Source organism: Roseiterribacter gracilis (assembly GCA_018332375.1).
Lineage (GTDB): Bacteria > Pseudomonadota > Alphaproteobacteria > BOG-932 > Roseiterribacteraceae > Roseiterribacter > Roseiterribacter gracilis.
In genome coordinates this window covers 4065585-4085805 of the sequence record BOPV01000001.1, presented here as the reverse complement: position 1 = coordinate 4085805, position 20221 = coordinate 4065585, and the positions used below count along the sequence as shown (strand labels likewise).

17 protein-coding genes and 1 tRNA gene are annotated in these 20221 nt (G+C 63.7%); 9 read left to right on the top strand and 9 right to left on the bottom strand.

Features of this window, described 5'->3' with window-relative positions:
* Nucleotides 1–5: 5 nt before the first annotated feature.
* Together TMPK1_RS20215 and TMPK1_RS20210 are read right to left on the bottom strand one after the other, a co-directional pair.
* Nucleotides 6–1649, bottom strand: a complete 1644-nt coding sequence (locus TMPK1_RS20215; protein WP_420245389.1) for a lytic transglycosylase domain-containing protein — start codon at nucleotides 1647–1649, stop codon at nucleotides 6–8.
* 169 nt (nucleotides 1650–1818) lie between these two features.
* Entirely contained in the window at nucleotides 1819–2670 is an 852-nt protein-coding gene (locus TMPK1_RS20210; protein WP_420245387.1) for a uracil-DNA glycosylase, read from the bottom strand.
* 112 nt (nucleotides 2671–2782) lie between these two features.
* Between TMPK1_RS20210 and TMPK1_RS20205 the strand changes: the two genes are divergently transcribed.
* The 4 genes from TMPK1_RS20205 (at nucleotide 2783) to TMPK1_RS20190 (ending at nucleotide 7047) form a co-directional block, all read left to right on the top strand.
* Nucleotides 2783–4441 (top strand): electron transfer flavoprotein-ubiquinone oxidoreductase, encoded by a 1659-nt coding sequence (locus tag TMPK1_RS20205; RefSeq protein ID WP_420245385.1) that lies wholly within the window; start codon nucleotides 2783–2785, stop codon nucleotides 4439–4441.
* Nucleotides 4442–4521: 80 nt separating this feature from the next.
* Nucleotides 4522–5967: a tetratricopeptide repeat protein gene (locus tag TMPK1_RS20200; RefSeq protein WP_420245384.1), complete on the top strand. Its 1446-nt coding sequence runs from the start codon at nucleotides 4522–4524 to the stop codon at nucleotides 5965–5967.
* 85 nt (nucleotides 5968–6052) lie between these two features.
* Nucleotides 6053–6928 carry a 4-(cytidine 5'-diphospho)-2-C-methyl-D-erythritol kinase gene (locus TMPK1_RS20195; protein ID WP_420245382.1) on the top strand — a complete coding sequence of 292 codons (876 nt, stop codon included), beginning with the start codon at nucleotides 6053–6055 and terminating at the stop codon, nucleotides 6926–6928.
* Nucleotides 6929–6972: 44 nt separating this feature from the next.
* Nucleotides 6973–7047: transfer RNA gene (locus TMPK1_RS20190), tRNA-Gln, on the top strand.
* A 3-nt stretch (nucleotides 7048–7050) separates the two neighbouring features.
* Here TMPK1_RS20190 and TMPK1_RS20185 read toward each other — a convergent pair.
* Complete coding sequence (locus TMPK1_RS20185) at nucleotides 7051–7755, bottom strand: enoyl-CoA hydratase/isomerase family protein (protein WP_420245381.1); 705 nt, start codon at nucleotides 7753–7755, stop codon at nucleotides 7051–7053.
* Between the two features lie 235 nt (nucleotides 7756–7990).
* On the opposite strand from TMPK1_RS20185, the gene TMPK1_RS20180 reads away from it, so the two are divergent.
* The 5 genes from TMPK1_RS20180 (at nucleotide 7991) to TMPK1_RS20160 (ending at nucleotide 14562) form a co-directional block, all read left to right on the top strand.
* Nucleotides 7991–9886 carry a CocE/NonD family hydrolase gene (locus TMPK1_RS20180; RefSeq protein WP_420245380.1) on the top strand — a complete coding sequence of 632 codons (1896 nt, stop codon included), beginning with the start codon at nucleotides 7991–7993 and terminating at the stop codon, nucleotides 9884–9886.
* A 150-nt stretch (nucleotides 9887–10036) separates the two neighbouring features.
* Nucleotides 10037–10345 (top strand): hypothetical protein, encoded by a 309-nt coding sequence (locus TMPK1_RS20175; RefSeq protein ID WP_420245379.1) that lies wholly within the window; start codon nucleotides 10037–10039, stop codon nucleotides 10343–10345.
* A gap of 46 nt (nucleotides 10346–10391) precedes the next feature.
* A complete protein-coding gene (locus TMPK1_RS20170) occupies nucleotides 10392–12068 on the top strand; it encodes a sensor histidine kinase (protein ID WP_420245377.1) in 1677 nt (558 codons plus the stop codon).
* A gap of 49 nt (nucleotides 12069–12117) precedes the next feature.
* The gene (locus TMPK1_RS20165) at nucleotides 12118–12558 is read left to right on the top strand and encodes a Fur family transcriptional regulator (RefSeq protein ID WP_420245376.1); all 441 of its coding nucleotides are present in this window, start codon (nucleotides 12118–12120) and stop codon (nucleotides 12556–12558) included.
* 84 nt (nucleotides 12559–12642) lie between these two features.
* Entirely contained in the window at nucleotides 12643–14562 is a 1920-nt protein-coding gene (locus TMPK1_RS20160; RefSeq protein WP_420245374.1) for a sensor histidine kinase, read from the top strand.
* Between the two features lie 17 nt (nucleotides 14563–14579).
* Here TMPK1_RS20160 and TMPK1_RS20155 read toward each other — a convergent pair whose 3' ends face one another.
* From TMPK1_RS20155 to TMPK1_RS20130, 6 genes are all read right to left on the bottom strand, one after another.
* Complete coding sequence (locus TMPK1_RS20155) at nucleotides 14580–15017, bottom strand: hypothetical protein (RefSeq protein WP_420245373.1); 438 nt, start codon at nucleotides 15015–15017, stop codon at nucleotides 14580–14582.
* Nucleotides 15014–15559 carry a response regulator gene (locus TMPK1_RS20150; protein WP_420245371.1) on the bottom strand — a complete coding sequence of 182 codons (546 nt, stop codon included), beginning with the start codon at nucleotides 15557–15559 and terminating at the stop codon, nucleotides 15014–15016. The genes TMPK1_RS20155 and TMPK1_RS20150 overlap by 4 nt, the downstream gene beginning before the upstream one ends.
* Before the next feature lie 276 nt (nucleotides 15560–15835).
* Nucleotides 15836–18025, bottom strand: coding sequence for an amylo-alpha-1,6-glucosidase (locus TMPK1_RS20145; protein WP_420245370.1), 2190 nt, complete (start codon nucleotides 18023–18025; stop codon nucleotides 15836–15838).
* Between the two features lie 22 nt (nucleotides 18026–18047).
* Nucleotides 18048–19163 carry a glycosyltransferase family 4 protein gene (locus tag TMPK1_RS20140; protein ID WP_420245368.1) on the bottom strand — a complete coding sequence of 372 codons (1116 nt, stop codon included), beginning with the start codon at nucleotides 19161–19163 and terminating at the stop codon, nucleotides 18048–18050.
* Nucleotides 19164–19218: 55 nt separating this feature from the next.
* Nucleotides 19219–19857 carry a maleylacetoacetate isomerase gene (gene maiA, locus TMPK1_RS20135; RefSeq protein ID WP_420245366.1) on the bottom strand — a complete coding sequence of 213 codons (639 nt, stop codon included), beginning with the start codon at nucleotides 19855–19857 and terminating at the stop codon, nucleotides 19219–19221.
* 29 nt (nucleotides 19858–19886) lie between these two features.
* On the bottom strand, nucleotides 19887–20219 hold the full coding sequence (locus tag TMPK1_RS20130) for a cupredoxin domain-containing protein (protein ID WP_420245365.1): 333 nt from the start codon (nucleotides 20217–20219) through the stop codon (nucleotides 19887–19889).
* Nucleotides 20220–20221: the final 2 nt, after the last annotated feature.

Sequence of the window (20221 nt, the reverse complement as noted above, 5' to 3'; positions counted from 1 at the left end):
GACGCTTACTGAACGTCCGCTTCGGCCAGCCGCTTCTTCGGCTTCTTCCACTCGTATTGCGGCCAGTCGCCGTTTGCGAGTTGGGCCAAGGACGGCACGTCCTGGCGGAACTTCAGACGATAGATCCAGTAGTTCGTCAGCACGCGCTGAATGAACTGGCGCGTCTGGCCGTTCGGAACCTGCTCGATGAAGATCAACGGATCTTCAGTTTCTTCGATCGCCTTGCGCCAGCGCGTCAACGCGCCGGGACCGACGTTGTAGGCAACCGCCATCAAGAACAGATCGCCGTCGATGTCGGGATCTTTGAGCAGCTTCGACACGTAGGTTTGGCCGAGCGCGAGATTGGTCTCGGGATCCGTCAACTGGCCGCGCACATGTTCGCCGCCCATCGCGGCCGCCGTGCTGGGCATCAATTGCATCAGGCCAGTTGCGCCCGACGGGTTGCGCGCCAGCGGATCAAATTTCGATTCCTGTTTCACCAACGCATAGACCAGCGCCGGATCGACCGCGAAGCCACCGCGCGGCTGCCACGGCGGAATCGGATACTGGCTGGCGACGTAGCGGCTCATTGCAGCCGGCTCGGTCAAGTCGCGCACCAGCTGCGTCATGTGCAGCGCGTCACCCACGGCCAGCGCGGGTTCGCGCAGCTCGGCGTGACGGTCATAATCGATTTCTTCGAGCTCGGCTTGCGCCAGCTTCATCTCGCCGATGTCGAGCAGCGCAATCGCGCGATAGCCAGCCGGGGTTTCGGCGAGCTGCGCGATGTGATCGCCGATCAATTCCGACGGCTTGATTGCAAGATCGACGTTGGGCGACAGCGAACGTTGCGCCAGCAGACCGTAGAAGGTCGTGCGGTGTTGCGCGGCGCGCGCCCACCAACGTTGTGCACCAATCGTATCGCCGAGCTGCTTGCGCGCACGGCCGGCCCAGTAATTCGCTGCCGACTGCATCCACGGCGTCAGGCCGCGTGCGGTCGAAAGCGCTTCGAAGTGGCGCGAGGCTTCTTCGATCTGATTCAGACGCCAGGCCGACAGGCCGGCGATGTAACGCGTGTCGGTGGCTTTGCTGCCGAGGCTGGCCAGCGCCGCATTGGCGGCCGACAGCGCCTTCTTGGCGTCGCCGTCATAAAAAGCCTGGGTCGCGATCTCGCCCATGCGGTTGGACGGCTCGGGCACGCTGCGTTCGACCGCGACCGCGGCGGTGCCGGGCACGCCCAGCTTGGGCAGCGGCGCGCCGGCCGGGCGCTTGGTCTTGGCCAGGGCCAGCACCTGCTCGGCCTGGGGCAAGTCGGAATATTGGTCCAGCCACTGTTTCAGGGTGGCGAAGTCCGGCGTCGTGGCCGGGTCGTTGATCCAGCGCTGGGCGAGGACGTGACCGCGCAGGCGCGAGTCCTCGATACGGCTGAGAAGCTGGTCGGCGTTCGCGTAGTCGCGGGCGGCCGTGACGTCGAAGATCTGGCGATAGAGGGCGCGGTCGTTCGGCGCCAAGCGATAGCCCGACCCTTCGAGCGCGGCCGGCAGATACGAGACAGGCTGGGTCGGCGCGAGGTCGCGCACCACCAGGCTTGCCACCTGCAGGGTCGGATCGATGGGTCGTACGTTGGTCGCTGCGGGCCTGCCGTGACCGGCCAAGGCGGATGACAAAATCACCGCCGCGCAGGCAAAGAATGGACACCGGAGCCGAAGCAAATCGGGCCCGGCGTTGAGAATTCGCCGTCGCATTGGCGCCCTCATAGAGGGGCCGTGCGAGTCTTGGCGAGTAAAAAGGTGGTAAACGAGACGGGATGCCGCAATGCAGCGACGGGAATCCTTGGGATTCCTACAGTTCGACTGTCCGCAGTGCCCGATCTACGGCCAGCATGTCTCTCCATGCTTCTCTTTTCTGCGCAGGACTTCTGAGCAGATAAGCCGGATGGAAGGTCGCAAGCGCCCGGATTGGCTTGGTTTGGGGCCCGAATCCGGGTCGCTCCAGGCTCTTCCACTTGCCCCGGAGCCGGGTAATTCCCTCGGTCGTATCGAGCAAAGTCTTGGCCGAAGTATCGCCAAGTAGAACCACGAGCTTTGGCTTCGCCAGTGCGATATGGCGCTCGAGGAAAGGTAACGTGATGGCCCATTCCGCCGGGCTCGGCTTGCGGTTTCCGGGCGGACGCCAGTTCAGAATATTGGTGATGTAGGCGCTGGTCCGGTCCCGGCCGATCGCGCCCAGCATCCGGTCCAGCAGCTGGCCCGACGGTCCGACAAAGGGCAGGCCCCGCCGGTCCTCTTCGGCGCCAGGCGCTTCCCCGATGAGCATCAGGCCCGACTCGGGGTTGCCGTCGGCAAAGACCAGGTTGGTGGCGGTCGGTTTGAGCGCCAGCCCGTCAAAGGCCGCGATGGCTGCCTGCAGCTCTTCCAGCGTATTGGCCGCCTGGGCCGCCGCCCGGGCCCGGCCGGCATTGGCCTCGGCGCCGGCCAGCGGGTCGCTCGCGGCCGGACGCAGGATCACGGGCGCAGCCGCGGCCGGGGCCGGGGCAGAAGGAACGTTCGCCGCAGCGGCCGGCGCGCGCTGGGTCGGGGCCGCTGGACGCGTCTCGCGCGCAACAAAGCGATCGACCGGCATGTCGGCGATTGCTTCGTCGGCGCCCGCTTCGACGAGCCATGTAAGTGCAGTGCGTGGATCCAGCTGGGTCACGGGCGCGATCCTGCCACAGACCTACGGAGAAGCGCATCTTTCGCCCAACGTCTTTCACGAGGGCGGTTTACGCGCTACCAGCGGACATAAGGCTTTGGGGAGAAGACGCCGCATGACGACCGAACGCGAAAGCATGGAGTACGACGTCGTGATCGTCGGCGCCGGTCCAGCAGGACTGAGCGCGGCAATCCGATTGAAGCAACTCGCCGCGTCGAACGGCAGCGAGCTCAGCGTCGTCATTCTCGAAAAGGGATCCGAAGTCGGCGCCCATATTCTGTCGGGCGCCGTGATCGATCCGACCGCGCTCAACGAATTGATCCCCGACTGGAAGTCGAAAGGCGCGCCGCTGGTCGCGCAAGTCACCGACGACAAATTCTATCTGCTGACCGAAACGTCGCATTACGAAATTCCGCATGCGCTGTTGCCGCCTTTGATGAGCAACAAAGGCAACTACGCAATCAGCCTCGCCAATCTTTGCCGTTGGCTTGGCACGCAAGCCGAAGAGCTTGGCGTCGAAATCTTCCCGGGCTTTGCCGCAACCGAAGTGCTGTACGACGACAATGGCCGCGTCAAAGGTGTCGCCACCGGCGACATGGGTATCGGGCGCGAAGGCGAACACAAAGCCAGCTTTCAGCCCGGCATGGAGCTGCACGGCAAATACGTGCTGTTCGGCGAAGGCGCGCGTGGTTCGCTGTCGAAAACGCTCATGCAGAAATTCAATCTGCGCGACGGCGTCGATCCGCAGAAATTCGGCATCGGCATCAAAGAGCTTTGGCAGATCAATCCAGCCAAGCACAAACAAGGTTTGGTGCTGCACACGCAGGGCTGGCCGCTCGACAATGCGACCGTCGGCGGTTCCTTCATGTACCATCTCGAAGACGGCATCGTGTCGATCGGTTTCGTGGTGCCGCTCAGCTACCAGAATCCGCATCTGTCGCCGTTCGACGAATTCCAGCGTTTCAAACATCACCCGTCGATCAAACCGTATCTCGAAGGCGGCAAGCGCATTTCGTACGGCGCGCGTGCGATCACCCAGGGCGGCTTGCAGTCGATCCCGCATCTGACCTTCCCAGGCGGCGCGCTGATCGGTTGCGCGGCAGGCTTCGTCAACGTGCCGCGCATCAAGGGCACGCACAACGCGATGAAGACCGGCATGCTGGCCGCCGAAGCCGCGTTCGACGCAATCAAGAACGGCCGCGCCAACGACGAGCTGGTCGAATATCCCAAAGCCTTCAAGTCGAGCTGGGCGCACGAAGATCTGCGCAAAGTGCGCAACGTGAAGCCGGGCCTGAAATGGGGGCTGTGGCTCGGCAACTTGAATGCCGGTTTCAACATGTGGCTCGAAAGCCTGGGCGTGCATCTGCCGTGGACGATGCGCCACGAAAAGCACGACTACGAGACGTTGAAACCTGCGGCTGAGATGCCGAAAATCGCCTATCCGAAACCGGACGGCGTGATCAGCTTCGACAAACTATCGAGCGTGTTCATCTCGAACACCAACCACGAAGAAGACCAGCCGGTGCATTTGAAGTTGAAGGATCCGTCGATCCCGATCAGCTACAATCTGCCCATGTACGACGAGCCGGCGCAGCGTTATTGCCCGGCCGGTGTCTACGAAGTCGTGCGCGACGACGCTGGTAACAATCCGCGCTTCCAGATCAATGCGCAGAATTGCGTCCACTGCAAAACCTGCGACATCAAAGATCCCAAGCAAAACATCACCTGGGTCCCGCCCGAAGGCGGCGGCGGACCGAACTATCCCAACATGTAATTGGGTCCCTTAACCGCACAGAAAGTTCGATGACCTGACGCTTCGTGCAAAGGGCCAAACGCCCAACGGACGATCAGGGGATGCGGATGGGGCTGAAGGGGATTGTGGCGGGGGCGCTTGCCGCCGCCGCGCTGGCGCAACCAGCCTCGGCTGGTGAACAAAAACTGGGCGATTATCTGGCTGGGCGCGCCGCGCAACGTCAGAACGATTGGGTCGCCGCCAGCAGCGCCATGACGCGCGCGCTTAGCGTCGCGCCGCCTGACTCCGACTTGCGCCACAACACGCTGCTGCTCGCGATCGCTGCGGGCGATATCGCCACCGCCGCACGCATTGCGGCCACCACGCCACCCGGCTCGACCGACTCGCCGATCGCATCGCTGACGCTTGCGGTTGAAAAGCTCGGCAAAGGCGACGTTGCCGGCGCCAGCAAAGCCACCGACGCAATGCCAAGCGCCGGCGTCACGCATCTCGCACGGCCGTTGCTCGCGGCGCGGTTTGCCGCTGCACGCGGCGATTTGAGAGCCGCACGCGCTGCGCTGGATCCGATGTTCGAAATCGATCCGACCAAAGATCTCGGCGAGTTGGAAGCTGCGCGTCTCGACGACAAGCTTTCACCGGTGCGCGCGATTGCGCGCGGCCTCAGTGAATATGCCGGCTTCCTTGCTGCGCAGGAGCAGCTCGATCCGTCGCTGCTTTTGTCGCGCCTGTCGCTGCATCTGGTGCCGAACGAACCCAGCGCGCTGGTGCGCGCCGCCGAAGCGCTGGCACGACAGGGTCGTCCTGCCGAAGCGCTGGCGCTGTTCGACAAAGTGCCGGCCAAAGATTTCTGGGCCACCACCGCGTCGCGCGGCGCAGTCGATTGCCTGCACGCGCTGAAACGCAGCGGCGAAGCCCGCGCCCGCGCGGAAGCGGCGGTGAAGGCCAATCCAAAAGACGTCGATGCGCGGCTGAAGCTCGGCGACTTGCTGCGCAAGCAGAAATCCTATGCCGAAGCGGCAGCTGCGTACGACACCGCGCTCGCCATGTTGCCTGCGGACTCGCCGCGGCGCTGGATCGTGCTGTATGCGCGCGGCGCATCGCGCGAACGTATCGGCGATTGGGACGCAGCCGAAGCCGACTTGCTGCAGTCGCTGTCGCTGAAACCGGAAACGCCCACTCTGCTCAACTTCATCGGCTTTGCCTGGGCCGAGCGCGGCATGAATTTGACGCGTGCGCGCGAGCTGCTCGAACGCGCGGTCAAGCTGGCCCCCGATGACGGCGCCATCGCCGACAGTCTGGGCTGGACCCTGTACCGGCAAGGCGAATTTGGCGGCGCCGTGCTCGAACTCGAACGCGCCGCAGCGCTACAGCCGAGCGACGGCGTGATCAACGATCACCTGGGCGATGCCTATTGGCGCGTCGGGCGCACGCGCGAAGCGGAGTTCCAGTGGGTGCGCGCGGTGCATCTCGCAACCGATCCGGTGACCGCGCGCAGCATCGAAGCCAAATTGCAGCAGGGGCTGGCGGCGGCGGATCTCAGCCGCTAACACCGGCGCCCGCGCGAAGGCGCGATTCATATTGGATGTTGGATAGCCCCTTTTTCGCGAAGCAAAAAAGGGGCTACTCAACAGGATGGACATCCGCGTCGCCGCTCCGGCCAAGCTCAATCTTTATCTGCATGTCGTCGGCAAGCGCGCCGATGGCTATCACCTGCTCGACAGTCTGGTTGCGTTCGCGGCCGACGGCGACGTCGTGTCCGCATCGCCCGCACCGTCGTTGCAGCTGACGATTGACGGTCCGTTCGCCGACGGGCTTTCCAACGGCGCCGACAATCTCGTCCATCGCGCTGCGAGCGAGCTTGCGGCTGCAGTGGGTCGCGCGCCCGCCGTCGCGCTCACCTTGACCAAGAATCTACCGGTTGCATCGGGCATTGGCGGCGGCTCGGCCGACGCGGCGGCTGCGCTGCGCGCGCTGTGCGACTTATGGTCGATCGCACCCGACGATGCGCGCGTCGAAGCGATTGCGGCCAAGCTTGGTGCCGACGTGCCGGTCTGTTTGCGCGGCGAGGCTGCGTATCTGGTCGGCATCGGACATGAAACCGATCCGGCGCCGTCCCTGCCCGCTGCTGGTCTGTTGCTGGTCAATCCGCGCGTACCGTTGCCGACGCCGCCGGTGTTCAAGGCCCGCTCGGGACCGTTCTCGGCCCCCGCGAGACTCGAACGCGCGCCGCGCGACGCGGCCGAGCTGGGTGCGATGCTGGCGGCGCGACACAATGATCTCGCCGCACCCGCCATCACGATCGTGCCCGCGATCCGCGACATTCTGACCGCGCTGGAAGCGACCGGCGGCGTGCGCTTGGCGCGCATGTCGGGCAGCGGTGCCACCTGCTTTGCGCTCTATGACGACGAAGATTCTGCAATCCGCGCCGCGGCGACGCTAAACCCGTCCTGGTGGGCGCTGCCGAGCCGGCTTTCGACCCGGTTGCCCCCGCCCATCCGCTGCGAGTAAGTTCCCGGCCCGCCCGCCAGGGTACGATTCTGGGGGCGCCGTGTTGGGCCGTCGCCAAGTGGTAAGGCAGCGGATTTTGATTCCGCCATTCGGAGGTTCGAATCCTCCCGGCCCAGCCAGACTCACTCCGCTTTCATCGTCCGTGCTGCGTTTCGATAGTCGATCAGGCGCGCCTGCAATCCGGGTCGCGCTGCACTGATCGTCAACGCTGCAAGATCCTGCGCCTGCTCGTCGCCATGAATCCGCTGCGCGAGCTGCGCTTGCGTCGTTGCGTCAATCACCGGCAGCCGGTGCAAACAGCGATCGAGCCAAGCAGACCAATCGGCACAGTCGACCAGCGCGCTTGCTAGCCCCGTTTCGGCAGCGACCTCCGCCGAGATCGGCGACGGCGCCTGCAACAGACGAAATGCTGCATCGACACCGACCAGCGCGCGCAGCCGGCGCGTGCCCAGTACCAAGCCGAAACGCGCACCGGGAAAACTGAATCGCGTTGCGGAGTCACAGACGCGAAAGCGGCAAGCAGCGAACAGGTCGGCGCCGGCGCCCCACGCAAATTTTTGCGCCAACGCGATGGTCGGTGCGGGAAAATACTGCACCGCTTGCAGCAACTGTTCGATACGCACGAACCGCAGCAGCAAGTCGCCGTCGCTTTGCTGATCGAGATCCGCCAGGTCAAACCCGCCGCAGAAACCACTGCCTTCGCCCCGCAGCACCAGCGCGCGCGGTCCGTCGGCTGCCAACACGGCCAATTGCGCGATCAGCTCGTCGACCAAGGTTGCGTTCAGCGCGTTGCCCTGGGCAGGCCGCGCCAGTGTCAGCGTGGCCACTCCGCTTGCGTCGACGCTGGTATCTAGAAAATCCGGCATGGCGGATCATCGGGCACAAGCGTGCTGGACAGCAACAGTTGGCGTTTCAGAGCAGGAACGCGGCGCTGCCAACCGCCAGGCTGGAACCTCGCCAGCAACCGGGCTGCAACAAACCGTCTTTTTGCGTCGCTGCGTGATCCGCAGCTACGTCGCGCCGATTGCAGCCGCTAGGCTGCTTGAAACACGGGGGCAGATCATGACGCGCACGATTTTCGCTTCGCTTGCACTGACGCTGTTGGCTGCATCGTTGATTGCCTCCGGGGCCCAAGCACAAGACGCCGCCGCCAAATTAAAGAGCGACATCGAAACGACCTGCGCGTCGTACGAAAAAACCGACGTGATGATCGCGATGCGCGACGGCGTGAAGCTGCACACCGAAATCTTCCGGCCCAAAAATCTGACCGGCAAAACCGCGATCGTGATGTCGCGCACGCCGTACGGAATCGACAGCGCCACCTATCCGTGTTCGCCGGGCCTGACCACGTCGATGCAGGGCGTGCGCGACGACGGCTATATTTTCGTACTGCAAGACATTCGCGGCCGGTTCAAATCCGAAGGCGAGTTCGAGATGGTGAAGCCGGTGCGCCATCTCAAAGACCCGAAGGCGACCGACGAAAGCACCGATGCCTGGGACACGGTCGATTGGCTGGTCAAGAACGTGCCCGACAATAACGGCAAAGTTGGCGTCACCGGCGTGTCGTATAGCGGCTGGACCGCGATCATGGCCGCGATCGATCCGCATCCCGCCATCGCGGCCGTGTCGCCGCAAGCATCGCCGATCGACATCTGGATCGGCGACGATTTCTGGCGCAACGGCGCGCTGCGCCTCAACTACATGTTCGAATATACCGGCGCGATGGAACTGTCGAAGACGATGGAACCGTTCCCGTTCGACCAGACCGATTCCTACGCCTGGTATTTGAAACAGGGCGCGCTGAAGAATTTCGACAAGGAGATCATCCGCGGACGCAGCCGCACCTGGTCCGAGATGATGCAGCACCAGACCTATGACTCGTACTGGGCCAGCCGCAACTTCACGCGCGAATTGCGCGATGTGCGCGTGCCGGTCTTGAGCACCGCCGGCTGGTTCGACGCCGAAGATTTCTACGGCGCAATGCAGATCGGCAAAGAGACCCTGTCGAACGGACGGCTTGTCGTCGGCCCCTGGACGCATGGCAGTTGGAACGCGGCCTACAATCCGACGCCGACCGCAATTGCGCCGATCGATTTCGGCGCCGACACCGGCGCCTATTGGCGGCAGGAAATTCAGCGCCCGTTCCTGGCGCATCATCTTTTGGGCAAGCCGGCGCCGGATCTGCCGCGCGCACTGTCCTTCCGCACCGGCGTCAATGAATGGAAGCGCTATGACTCCTGGCCGCCCAAGCCGGCGCAGGGCGTGCAGACGCTGGCACTCGGTTGTGACGGCACGCTGTCGATCGGCAAAGCGCCATCTGCCAAACCGTGCCGCGCCTCGTACGTGTCGGATCCCGCCAATCCGATTCCCTATCTGTCGCGTCCGTTCGGACCATTCCTCGGCGCACGCGGACTCGACAAGAGTTACAAGTCGCGCTGGGCGAGCTGGCAGGTGCAGGACCAGCGCTTTGCTGCCGACCGCCCCGACACGTTGCTGTTCAGCAGCGCACCGCTGATCGAACAGTTCGTGTTGACCGGTGAAGCCGAGCTGACGCTGCACATTGCGACGACGGGCACGGACGGCGACTTCATCGTCAAACTGCTCGACATCTATCCTGCGACCGATCCCGAGAACTGGCAGATGGCAGGCTATCAATTGATGCTCGACCACGCGGTGCAGTCGGGTCGCTATCTCGAAAGCAAACAGGTGCCGACAAAAATGCAGCCCAGTCGCGTCTACGAAGTGAAATTTAAATTCACCGGCAACGACCACGCGTTCCTGCCCGGTCACCGCATCGCATTGCAGGTGCAAAGCACGATGTTCCCCGTCTTGGCGCGCAATCCCCAGACCTTCGTTGCGAATATTTTCGAAGCGAAAGACTCGGATTTCAAAACCGCCAAAATCGACGTCGTGTTCGGACCGGGACAGGCAAACATCCTGGCCCTGCCCCGCAACTAGGCGGCGCCGCTGCCGCGTTACAATTCGTTGCGAAGAAAGCCGCACTGGCTGCCGGGAGCGCCAATTGCGCCCCCGGTTCGGGCAACGAATTGCCGACTGCCGCCAGACACAGAAAGATTCCTTTAAGCAGCGCGGCCCAAGCTGCCTGGCATGACTGCGCTCATCCAACTCGGCGGACTTCTGTGCCTGCTTTGCTGTGCCATTGCGGGCGCACGCGTCGTGCTGGAACTGTTCAACGCCGACGCATGGGCGCGTCTGCAGGCGCGGCTCGGCGGCGCCAAAGCCTATTGGCATCTGCTTGCCGACGTCACCTTCTGCACCGGCATCGCGTCGGTCCGCCTCTACGCCACGCACGGGCAGCCGCGCTATGCGCTGACCTCGCTGCTCTATCTCGCGATTGCGATCGCTGCATTGCGGATCGGCGCGGCGGCGATGCCCGCTGAAACGAGCCAGGCATAAGACGATCGGGAAGCGGATAGAGCCGTCTCTCAATCGTTCGTTTCGCATGTTCCGTAGTCTTCGCGCCCGACTGTTCGGACTCGTGCTGGTTGCCAGCCTGCCCGCGATCGCGATTCAAGGATTCAACGAAGTCGATCTGCGCCGGCAACGCACCGCCGACCTGCACGCACAAGCGCTGACCCAAGCGCGACTGGCTGCCAGCGATCTCGGTCGCGTGCTGGAAGGCGCGCGGCAAACCATGGTCGCGATCGGCAATTTCACTGCGGTGCGCAACTTCGAACCCGAAGCGTGCGGTAGGCAGCTGCAGGCGTTGCGCCCGCAATATCCAGCCTATGTCACGATCGCGATCTTCGATCTGCAGGACCGCGTGATTTGCAGTTCGACGACGCAATTGACCGTTACCAGCGCCAGCGATGACGACGCGCGCACCTTGAACGCCAATGCGCGGCGCCTGGGATTTCAAGTCGGCTTCTATCGCGTGGGCGTTGTCAGCGGCAAACGCGTGCTGCCGATGGCCTACCCGATCGTCGATGACGGGCGCGTCGTCGGCAACGTCCTGCTGACCTTGGGACTCGATTGGCTGGCGGGCGAGCTGCAGCGCATCAACCACGAAGCGGGCGTGTCCCTCACCGTCAGCGATCGCAACTTCACGGTGATCGGGCGCATGCCCGAAACGCCGGGCGCGATCGGCAACAAACTTTCCTTCGATCCCGGCGCCGACCGGTCGCGCGACGGCACGGTCGATCGCGTCGGTCTAGACGGGCACCGGCGCGTCTACGGATTCGTCCCCAACGATCCGCGCCTGTACGGCTTGGGCGTTTCGCTTGGCATCGAACGCGATCCTGCATTCGCGCAAATCGATCGGTCGACCTGGCGCGGCGTGATGCTGATCCTGGCCGGGCTGATCGGATCGCTGACGTTGGTTGCGCTGATTTCGCAGCGGCTTCTGATTCAACCGATCGAACGGTTGGCGACGGCGGCGCGCGAATGGCGCGAAGGTTCGCTCGATCGTCGCGTCGATCCGGCCGGCCCAAGCGAGCTCACCGACCTTGCGCGCGCCTTCAACATGATGGCTGCACGCGTCGAGGAAACCGTGCAGCGCCAGGACATGATGCTGCGCGAAGTCGACCATCGCGTGATGAACAGCTTTCAGCTGTTGTCGAGCCTGCTCGCCCTGCAACGACGCGGCGCCCAAAATCCGGCGGCTGTGCAAGAGCTGGAACTGGTCGAACAGCGCGTGCATGCGTTGGCACTGGTTCATACGCGGCTGCATCAATCGGGCGGCTTTACCGATGTCGATGTTGGCCCCTATTTGACAGAACTGGCGCGCGATCTCGCCAACAGCCTGCTGCGCGACGCAGGACAAAAGCAGCTCGTCGTGCAAGCGGTGGGCGCCGTGTTACCGGTGCAGGTCGCAACGTCGCTCGGCATGATCGCAGCCGAACTGATCACCAACGCGGTCAAACATGCTGGCCAGACCAATCCCGCAACCGAGATTCGTCTGACCTTCGAGCGGACTGCTTCGGGTGGGATGCGCCTCTCGGTGCACGACAATGGGCCAGGTTTGCCGCCGAATTTCGATCCCGCACGATCGAGCGGGCTGGGCATGCGATTGGTGCAGATTCTCGCGCGACAGCTCGGTGCGAAGCTGAGCTGGCACAGCGACGCGCTGGGCAGCGAATTCAATCTCGATCTCGAACGGCGGGAAACCGGCGCGCCGTAAATCTGCAGCGCTCCTTGGTCGCTGTCGCCCGAAATGTTACACCGTACCCATGGCCACGCCCCGCCCGCGGCGCACCCGTGCCGCGCATCCCTGCCCCGATTGCGATGTGCTGACTCCAAATCAGCGCATGGTGCTCGACGCTATGACGCGCGCCGGCAAACCGATCGGCGCGTATGGCGTGATCGCCGAACTGACTGCAGGTGGACGACGTGTCATGCCGCCGACCGTCTATCGCGCGCTCGATGGGCTGACGCGGCAGAAGCTGGTCCATCGCCTGGAAAGCCTGAACGCGTACATCGTCTGCAGCGGTCACGATCACGCCCATGACAGCCTGTTCGTGATTTGCGAGCAGTGCGGCCACGCAGAAGAGTTCGCTGATCACGAATCGATTGCCCGCCTGACCGCGCAGGCAAACGCGCTGGGTTTCGAAATTGATTCGCGAATGATCGAACTGCGCGGGCGCTGTGCTGACTGCCGGCGCAAGCAATAACCCGCACGTCAAATCGCGCGTTCACGCTGAATTCACGATAACGACGCGTTGCATACTCTGGGCGCCGATAGGATCCGCTGCTTGATGATGCGTTTCCTTCTCTCCGCCTGCGTCGCCGTCTTGCTGCTGTTCGCCGCGCCGGATGCGGCTTTTGCACAGCGCGTAACGCCAACCGACTCCACTGCGGTCGAGCTGGGCTCGGCGACCTGGGTGCTGCGCGATCCTGCCGGCACGCTCGATCTCGGTGCTGCACGCGCGGCCTGGCGCGAAGGGCGCTTTACAGCACCAGCCGGTGCTGTGCCGCGCCATCATGCCGGCGACGGTGCGTCGTGGCTGCGCATCGAGTTGGATCTGCAGAACGATCCCGGCCGTGGCGAACGGTGGATCGAATTCGAAGCGATCCGACCGCGCGTCGTCGAACTGTATGTGCTGGACCGGAACGACGAGTCCAAACCGCTTCTGACCTATCGCGGCGGGCTCGAAATTACGGGGTCGGCGCCCGACCGGTTGTTCGCGACGCCGATCGGTACCGTCGGCGCAACCGACCTTGTTCTGTATGGACGCATGGTCGCCGACTTCACGCCCGAACTGCGCACGCGACTTGTCACCGAACGCGATGCGGTTGCGCGCGAACGTCGGCTCGAACGCTATCTCGGTCCGCTTGAAGGCGGCGTTATCGGCTTGAGCATCCTGTTGCTTGCGCTGTGGATCGGCGCGCGCGACCGCATGCTGTTGTCGGGCGCCGGCCTGGTCACATCGTGCCTGGTCGTCGTGCATGTGCTGATGGGCCAGGACCGGAAGATCTGGCCGTCGGTGCTGCAACCGGCCTCCATCAACGAGCCGCTATTCCTGCTCGCGATTGGCGCACTGATGTGCGGCGGCCTGCGATTCAGCAACAGCTGGCTTGGCACCAACCGCTATGCACCACGCCTGTCGCGCGTGCTGCGCGTGGTCAGCATCATTGTGCCGATCGCGTTCGTGCTCGTGCCGCTCTTCGCGCCGCGATCGAAGCTGCTGTTGCTGACGGTACTGGTCGGTTCGTCGATGTTCCTACTCGCCGCTGCAATTTTTCGCGCAGCCATCGCGCGGGCACAGGGCACGTGGCTGTTCATCGCCTTCGGCGTGCCGATGCTGGTCGCAGCTTTGGTGCGGATCATGTCCGCCAACGGTCTGCTGCCGTGGTCGGAAGGCATGCCGTACATGTCCTTCATCACCATGATCGCGCTGGCGCTTGGCATCACCTTTGGGCTTGCCGATGCGTCGCGCCGGCGTCTGCAGGCGATGGTCGATTTGCGCACGCGCCAGCTTGCCGACGCCAATGACTCGCTGCGCGCCTTGAGCGACGGGCGCAATCGCCTGCTCGGCGTCGTCGCGCACGATGTGCGTGCGCCGCTGGCATCGATGGTCACTGCGGCCGAGATGCTGCGGGTCGGTCAGCTCGACAGCAAAGACGCGCCGCCCTTGCTCGATCTCGTCGCCGCCAACGGGCGCGCGACTTTGGTGATGCTGGAAGATCTGCTGGATCTGGCCGCGATCGAAAGCGGTACGATTCCGGTCGATCTGCGGTCGACTGACATTCTCAGCGTGGCGCAGGAACGCGCGCATCTGCTGCGCCCGTTGTTGGGCACGCGCGCCGTGCAGATCGACGGCGCGCCGCTGCAGGCGATGGCCGACAAAGTACGGTTGGGACAGGCGCTCGATAATCTGTTGTCGAACGCGATCAAATTCTCGCCGGCCGGCGCGCCGATTTCGCTGACCGTGCATCGCGACAATGGCTTCGCGATGATCGATGTCGCCGATCGCGGCACCGGCCTTACCGACATCGAACTGCAACGTCTGTTCGCGCCATTCTCGCCCGGCATACGCCAACCTGAAATCGGCCGCAGCACCGGGCTTGGCCTCGCCATCGTCAAACGCCTAGTCGAATTGCAGAGCGGGCGCGTCGAAGCACATCCGCGGCCCGACGGCGGTACGATCTTCCGGATTTTGTTGAAGCCGTCCTGAAAGAACGGACGACCGGCTCAAGCCGCGAGCGTCGCCAGCAACTGGTCGATATCGGTGCGGCTGGCGCGTGGGCCTTGGGCCAATGCATGCGCCGCCGCCAGCGCATGGGCGCGAAACAGTTTCTTGCGTCGCGCCATGTCCGCGTTGGGATCGCTGAGCGCGACGTTGAGATGGTCGACGACCCGCGCCGCAGCTTCGTGGCGATAGAGCATCGCCTCATCGCGGACCTGGGCCAGCGCGATGGCGTTGCGGGCCGCGTGTTCTTCGCTGGTGATCTTGGCTTCGATGCCGGCTAGACGGCCGACCGCCCAAGCTTCGAACGCACCACGCGACGCGGCCAGCGCCGCATCCGCCCTAGCGACGGCTTCGGTCTCAGTCACGCCGCCGCCCGACAGCACCAGACGGCGCAGGGTCGGATCGGGGTCGTAGAGAAGGGTGTTCGGTTGGTCGGTCATGCAGGCTGCAGACCCTGGCCTAAGATCGAGCCCCCGCGCAACTGCTTGGCGTAACGACGTTCGGGGCCTTGATGACCTTCGGCCTGGGTCCGGCGGCACGGTCCGACATAGGCGCGATCGACCACGAACGGCCGAACGAACTCGACCACGCGCGTGATCTGGCGAAACAGATCGCCGACGCCGAAGGGCTTTTTCATGAAATCATTGGCGCCGGCATTGCGCGCCTCGCACACCGTCTTCGACGTCGTCAGCGCCGATGAGGCGACGATCGGCACAGCCCGCGACGGGAACGGAAAGTCACGGCGCACGCGGCGGATCCAGTCGAGGCCGACGGCACGACGCTCTTCGTCGAGAACTTCGACGAAGGCCAAATGCGGGCGCTCTTCGGTAAATCGTGCAAGCGCGCCATCCCAATCCGGCACGGTCGAGATGCGGCCAGTGCCGAACGCAGTCAGCGCGTCGCGATACACGCGATGCAGCCGAACGTTCGGTTCGACGATCAGAACAGACGTCTGTGCCAGGTCCAGTCGACGCTCGGACACGGGAAACCCTCAGTGATTCGCGCTCAAAATTAGCCGAGAACGATGACTCCGTCAGGAGTCGCCGAACGGCTTTTCTACTGACGATGCTCGGCGTGCCCGCTGGGAGGAACGCATGATCGCGCATCCGCCAAAGAAGGGCGGAGTTGGTATCACCGTGCGGCTGGCGAAATCCTGCGTCGTATCGGCGCGCTTTTCTCGGAAAGCAACGAACAACAACCATGGGTCGTGGAATGCGCGTGGCGATCACCAGCCGAATCTAAATATTCCTAGGGCGCGTCAGGCCGTCATCACGATCTGCACATCGTCGCTGCGCGAAAGCGATGTGAGCGACACGGATTCGCCGTGCCGGCGCAGCAGGATGTCCGCACCGCCATTGCCGAGGCGTAGATTTTCAATCCGCAGCTCGTCCATCCACGGCGGCAGTGCCGGACGCGTAAAGCGGATCTGCCGCGCGGCTGGATCAAATTCGACGCCCAGCATCGCGCCGAGAATCGCGAATACGGATGCGGCGGCCCAGGCCTGCGGGATGCACGCGACCGGATAGGCGGTCGGTCCGGCGCCAGTTCGGCGGTCGAAGCCGCAGAACAATTCCGGCAGCCGATTGAGATCCATCTGCATCGCGCTGTCGAACATGCCGCTCAACAACCGCGTCAGTTCGCGGCCTTTGCCGTACCGCGCCAGCCCCATTGCGATCAGCCCGTTATCGTGTGGCCAGATCGACCCATTGTGATAGCTCATCGGATTGTAGCGCGACGCGTCGGTCGCAATGGTGCGGATGCCCCAGTGCGAAAAGAAGGCCGGCCCCAGCAGCGCATGCGCGACACGGTCGGCGCGATCGGATGCGGCGATGCCGCCGAACAGCGCGTGACCTGCATTCGACGATCGCACGCGGCAGGCGCGCTTCTCCCCATCGAGCGCCAGCACATAGAGACCAAGTTCTTCGTCCCAGAACTTGTCCTCGAACGCGACACGCAGATTTTCTGCCCGCGCGGCAAGCACGCTCGCCTGCTCGTGCGCGCCGAGAAGCTTGGCCAGGCGCGCTGCTTCGCGCCACGCCGCAAACGCATAGGCCTGCACCTCGGCCAATGCGATCGGTGCGTCGGCGAGACGTCCGTCGGCGTGAAAGATCGAGTCTGCGGAATCCTTCCAGCCCTGGTTGATCAGCCCGTTGACGGACTTGCGGTCATATTCGAGGAACTGGTCGCCATCGATATCGCCATACCGGTCCATCCAGCCCAGCGCCGCTTCGATGCTGGGCCACAATTCGCGGATCAGATTCAGATCGCCGGTACGTTGCTCGTAGGCGCCCGCCAGCACGATGAAGAGCGGTGTGGAATCGACGCTGCCGTAATAGCGACCGAACGGAACCTCGCCGAGATCCGACATCTCGCCGCCGCGCGTCTCGTGCAGAATCTTTCCGGGTTCGGCGTCCTTGCCCGGATCCAGCACCTGCGCCTGCGTCGCCGCAAGATAGCGCAACGTGCCCGCGGCGAGATCGGGATCCAGCCACAGCGTTTCCAGCGCAGTGATGATGCCGTCGCGGCCGAACGGGCACGAGAACCACGGAATGCCCGCATACGGATAGCGGCCGTGGCTCGTCTCGGTGATCAGCATGTCGAGATCGGCGCGGCTGCGCCCAACCCAATCGTTGAACAGCTCGTTGCTGCTGATCAGCCGCACATGCGCCCGGTCCTGCGCAGTAATCCGTTGCTTGGTCTCGGCCAGCACGTCGTCATAGTTGCGCCGCCGGACCCGGGCTCGATCGGTCTCGCACAAGATGTCGATGTCGATCGTGCGTGCTTCGCCCGGCGCCAAAGTCCAATCCCAGCGCGCACGCCGCAACATCCAGCTATCGGGCGACGGTTCGACGACAATGCGCGTCGAACGCAGGACATGATCCAGCCCTTCATAGGCAAGCGTGACCGTATTGCCGACGCGCTCGTCCCGCCGTTGCAGGCCGCGCGCGGCGCGTACCATGCCGCGCACTTCGAAAATGTCGGCGAAGTCGGCGCCGTAGCCCAGCTCGATCTGGATGCGCGCCGGCGCGACGCCAAAATTGCGCAGCGCCAGACGTTCGTACAACGCGCCGTGATCGAGCACTTTGGTGCGCAACACATGCACCGTGTCGCGCGGCAAGGTGATCCGTTCACCGTCGGTCAGATCGGGATTGGTCATGTCGACGGCGATGGTCGCGTTCTCGGCCGTCACGCTCGACGACAAGAGCAGCGGCCGCTGGCCTTCGATGGTCAGGGTCAATTGCGACAGGTAGCGCGTGTCGCGATGAAACAGACCCTCGGCGGCCGGACCCGTCGCCTGCGCGTCGCCGAACGGATCCAGCACCAGGAACGTGTCGCCCTGCTTCAATACGCGCGGGCGATAGCTCGTCGTGGCCGCGTTGGCCGGAATGTAGAACGGGCCGACTTCGGCTTCGTCGAGCAGCATCTCTGCCGTTGAAGTACGGGTCATCTTGCCTCCAAACGCTCGCGCCTCAGGAAGATCGCACCACCGCCAACGGGCGGTCGGTGCGGGTCCTGGTGACGGACTCGACGTCGGATGCGGTGCGGCCGCGCGTGCCGTGTTCGGCCGCGATCTGGGCGTAGAGATCGAGATAGGCGGTCGCCATGCGCGCGGCGGTGAAGCGTGCGTCGAAATCGCGGCGCACTGCGCCACGGTCCAGCGACGGCAATTTCGCCAGTGCAGCCACCGCACCGATTTCATCTTCCACGACAAAGCCGGATACGCCGTCGCGCACGACTTCCGACACCGAGCCGCGATTGAAGGCGATGGTCGGGCAACCGCATGCCATTGCCTCGATCTGCACCAGGCCGAACGGTTCGGGCCAGCAGATCGGGAACAGCAAAGCGGCGGCGTTGCCAAGAAACGCTGCCTTCTCGCTTTCGCCGATTTCACCGATCCATTCGACATGCGGCTCGGCCAGCATCGGTTTGACGACGTCTTCGAACCAGACACGGTCGGCGCGATCGACCTTGGCCGCGATCTTCAATTTCATGCCGGCCTCGCGCGCGATGCGGATGGCAGCATCGGGGCCTTTCTCGGGACTGATCCGGCCGAGAAAGGCGAGATAGTCACAAGACGGCGCGCGCGGCGGTGTCAGCAAATTCGCCGGCAGACCGTGATGCACCGTCGCCATCCAGCCGGCCTGCTGCATCGGCTTGCGCTGGGAATCGGAAATCGAAACCACCGGCACGTCGGTGAATTCATCGAACAAAGGTTTCAGCTCGTCGAGATCGAGACGCCCATGCAGCGTCGTAAGGAAGGGCAGGCCCAACCGCCGATAGAGCGAGAATGGCAGGTAATCGAGATGGCAATGAACCACATCAAATCGATGTGCCTGCTGTGCAACTTTTTCGAGCATCAGCAACTGCGGCGCCAACGGATCCCGAATGACCTTGTCGAGCCGCAGCGCGCGCGGCGCCATCGGAATCAATTCTGCACAGGTGATGCTGTCGCCCGACGCGAACAGCGTGACCTCGTGGCCTTGCGCCACCAATTCTTCGGTCAGATACGAAACAATGCGTTCGGTTCCGCCGTAGAATTTCGGCGGCACTGCTTCCATCAACGGTGCAATTTGCGCGATACGCATGTTCGGTCCTCTGGCGTTTGCGCAGAGAACCGCATAGCGGCGGCGCGGTTCCGCTTTACGTCGGTGGCGCGTCCGGTTGCCGCTCGGGCTGCGCGTCGATAAACGGCTGCAGCTTCGCGGCTTCGGCGTCGATTGCGCACAATTTCGGGTACGGCGTCAGATCTACATCGAATCGCCGCGCGTTGTATAGCTGCGGCACGATGCAGATATCTGCGACACTGGGGCGATCGCCCACTGCGTAACGCTTGCCGTCGACAATCAACGCTTCTGCCGCTGCGAGGCCGCTGGCGATCCAGGTATGGATCCAGGCCTGCACCTGCGCATCGTCCTGTTTCATCTCGGTACGCAGATATGCTTGCACCCGCGTATTGTTGAGCGGGTGGATGTCGCACGCGATGATCTGCGCGATCGTGCGCGCGCGGACGCGGTCATATTCTTTTTCGGGCAAGATGCTGGGACCGGAGACGGTTTCTTCCAGCCATTCGCAGATCGCGATCGATTGCGTCAGAACCTGCCCGTCGTCGGTCACCAACGCCGGCACCAGCCCCGACGGATTCAGCGCCAGATATTCGGGCGAAGACTGTTCCTTCTTCACCAGGTGAATCGGCACTTGTTCATAGACGACGCGCTTCATGTTGAGCGCGATGCGCACGCGGTACGCGGCGGACGAGCGCCAATAGCTGTAGAGCTTCATGGCACTGTCTACCGCGTCCGCGGCGACATTCAAACTACGCGGATCTTTCCGATCATGTGCGGATGCAGCGAACAATAATATTCAACCGTTCCGGGCTGATCGAAGAGCCGCTTCCACTCTTCGCCTTTGTCGAGGATGGGTGACCGGAACGCCTTCTTGTTCTCGGTCACGTCATGCTCGTCGCCGTCTTGGTTGACCCACTGGACCACCGTGCCGACTTTGACTTCGAGATCCGGCGGCAGATAGGCGTGGTTGTCGATCACGACGACCTGCTTGTCGCCCGACGTGTCATCGGCTGCCTTGGACGTTGCAGCCCCCGCGACGAGGGCTGCTCCGGCAAGCAAAAGAGTACGTCGTTTCACGT